This is a genomic window from Bullifex porci (assembly GCF_009695635.1).
GTDB lineage: Bacteria > Spirochaetota > Spirochaetia > Sphaerochaetales > Sphaerochaetaceae > Bullifex > Bullifex porci.
In genome coordinates this window covers 1-2313 of record NZ_VUNN01000045.1, presented here as the reverse complement: position 1 = coordinate 2313, position 2313 = coordinate 1, and the positions used below count along the sequence as shown (strand labels likewise).

Genomic DNA, 2313 nt, shown 5'->3' with positions numbered 1-2313 from the left:
CTTAGATTATCAAACACCAGATGAAGTATATAAACAGGGAACTTTCCCTAATATTAATATAGAAGAGGTAGCTTAAATATTCGGATAATTTTTAACTAATTGTCTTGACATGTCTCTTAGCATAAAGCTTACAAAGGATGCTATTAAAAGAAATCTTAGAATAAATTCTGTACTTTCTAAGCTTGATGAGAATGAGAGAAAGCTCTTTGTTGAAGCACTATTTGAGATGATAGAAAAAACAGGAGTAAGCGATATAGATGAGTTTTTAAAGAAGCTTTATAAAACCCTTCCTTCAACAATAGCATCATATATAATGCTAGATGATGAAAAGAAGGGTCCTATTATAAAGGTACTAAAGCTATTAAAATGAAAATACTATTCCAACAATTGCTGAGATGATAATAAAAATAATTGGGTGTAGTCCCTTAGTCTTTTTTACTTTATTTGTAAAAATCCATAGAACTACAGCTAAAATTAAGCCCTTATAATTTATAGCATCTATAGTAAAAGTCCCACTTTTTATCAAATCAAGATTAAGAAGATTAGTTATTGCGACACTTAAGCCTGCAGCTGCAATTAATGCTGCAGAGGTAGGTCTAAGCCCATAAAAGGAAGCATTAACAAATTTATTATCTCTAAAGCTCTTAAGGAACCTAGCAACTATTAATATTACAATTATCGATGGTGTTACTAAGCCAAGAGAAGCAATAAGAGCACCAATAACTGCACTAATAATTCCACCCTGGTTCATTCCGGTGACATAACCAACATAGGTTGCCATATTTACTCCGATAGGACCAGGTGTAGACTCGCTTACTGCGATCATATTCATTAAATCCATTTGAGTAAACCAGCTAGTTCGCTCAGCTAGATCATACAAAAATGGAATAGTGGCCATACCACCGCCAACAGCGAAGAGACCAACCTTAAAGAATTCATAGAATAATTGAAGTAGTACTATCATTTTGATTCCCTCCCCTTTAGCTGTTGAATTACTATTCCTGCAATAGCAGCAGCAACAACAAAGATGATAGGATTAATTGCTGTAAAATACGCTAATATAGTTACTAATATAAATATTACTAGAGTTGGCTTATCAACAATTGCTTTATTAAAAAGCTTCATAACAGCATTTAAAATTAAAACACAAACACATATTCTAATTCCTGCAAATGCCTTCTGGACAAATACAAGGTGAGAGAAGGTTTCGATAACTCCAGCAAGTAAAGATATAATCACGAAGCAAGGGAATACTATACCAAGTGTTGCTACTATTCCTCCTAAATTACCAGCAGTCTTTTGGCCAATAAAGGTAGCTGTATTAACTGCAATAATTCCTGGAGTACATTGTCCAATAGCAAAGTAATCCATGATCTCCTCATCACTTGCCCATTTCTTCTTTTGAACAATTTCTCTTTGAAGAATTGGAAGCATTGCATATCCACCTCCAAAGGTCATTACGCCCATCTTTGCAAATGTTAAAAACAAATCTAGATAGATATTCATATAAATAATCCTTTTAATCTCACAATTTAAGAATTTTCACTTTTTTATTCTAGTGAAAATAAAGGATTATAAATAGATAGCTTTGTACATTTGTATAATTTGTCTAGATATTCTAATTATGAATAGAATGTGTATGCTGCTCTTTTATTCTCTATATTTACATTTATATTTGCCTTTCTAGCTTGGCTCATTAATAATGGCGTTTTAACTGTATAATAATTACCATCCTTTATAAAATGAGTACCAAGCTGTCTAAATATAAAGTTAACATTTGACGCTTTGCATTGCTCTCTAAGATCTAAAACCCATGAGTAATCAAGAACACGAGCATCCCTATCTGATTCACCTCCAACAACAACCTCCTCAATACCACTTAGGTACTTTGAAATATCAATCCTTTCTATTAAAGGCTGTGCTGTAATTACTCTATGCTTTATTGATAATGAATTAAAAATAGGAAGCCTTTTATCTGCACTCTCTTGGTCCTCTATAGTGCAGCAAATAGTTACATTGTCATAACCATCCTGCCAATCGGGAGGGAGAGAGTTTTGTAATCTTGAAATACGTTTTGTTAAAAAGAGAAAGTGACAATCCTCTCTTTCTTTAATCATGCGCCAGCAATCAGGTCTCCAGCAATCTGCCTCCTCTAAAAGAAAATCAGTTGAAAAGCAGAGATAAACAGTAAACGTGTTTTCAGCTGATATTTAAGTTTTTTTCCGATTGTATGAAAATTCTTCTAAAAGGACGAAAACAACATGTATAATCACTATCCAGAGCAAACAAGACGTAATGTAGTAGCAGCTCATA

At 33.1% G+C, this 2313-nt stretch carries 4 protein-coding genes; 1 reads left to right on the top strand and 3 read right to left on the bottom strand.

Annotated elements, in window-relative coordinates; genetic code table 11:
• The first annotated feature begins 109 nt into the window (after window positions 1-109).
• Window positions 110-370, top strand: a complete 261-nt coding sequence (locus FYJ80_RS11495; protein WP_154427036.1) for a hypothetical protein — start codon at window positions 110-112, stop codon at window positions 368-370.
• On the opposite strand, the gene FYJ80_RS11490 is transcribed toward FYJ80_RS11495, so the two are convergent.
• The 3 genes from FYJ80_RS11490 to FYJ80_RS11480 form a co-directional block, all read right to left on the bottom strand.
• Entirely contained in the window at window positions 362-964 is a 603-nt protein-coding gene (locus tag FYJ80_RS11490; RefSeq protein WP_154427034.1) for a chromate transporter, read from the bottom strand. The two genes, FYJ80_RS11495 and FYJ80_RS11490, sit on opposite strands and share 9 nt — an antisense overlap.
• Window positions 961-1506, bottom strand: a complete 546-nt coding sequence (locus FYJ80_RS11485; protein ID WP_154427032.1) for a chromate transporter — start codon at window positions 1504-1506, stop codon at window positions 961-963. The genes FYJ80_RS11490 and FYJ80_RS11485 overlap by 4 nt, the downstream gene beginning before the upstream one ends.
• Before the next feature lie 116 nt (window positions 1507-1622).
• The gene (locus FYJ80_RS11480) at window positions 1623-2210 is read right to left on the bottom strand and encodes a DUF5131 family protein (RefSeq protein WP_328596789.1); all 588 of its coding nucleotides are present in this window, start codon (window positions 2208-2210) and stop codon (window positions 1623-1625) included.
• Window positions 2211-2313 lie beyond the last annotated feature (103 nt).

Coding starts and splice junctions, on each gene's coding strand:
- FYJ80_RS11495 (WP_154427036.1), top strand. CDS start 110: ATGTCTCTTAGCATAAAGCTTACAAAGGATGCTATTAAAAGAAATCTT.
- FYJ80_RS11490 (WP_154427034.1), bottom strand. CDS start 964: ATGATAGTACTACTTCAATTATTCTATGAATTCTTTAAGGTTGGTCTC.
- FYJ80_RS11485 (WP_154427032.1), bottom strand. CDS start 1,506: ATGAATATCTATCTAGATTTGTTTTTAACATTTGCAAAGATGGGCGTA.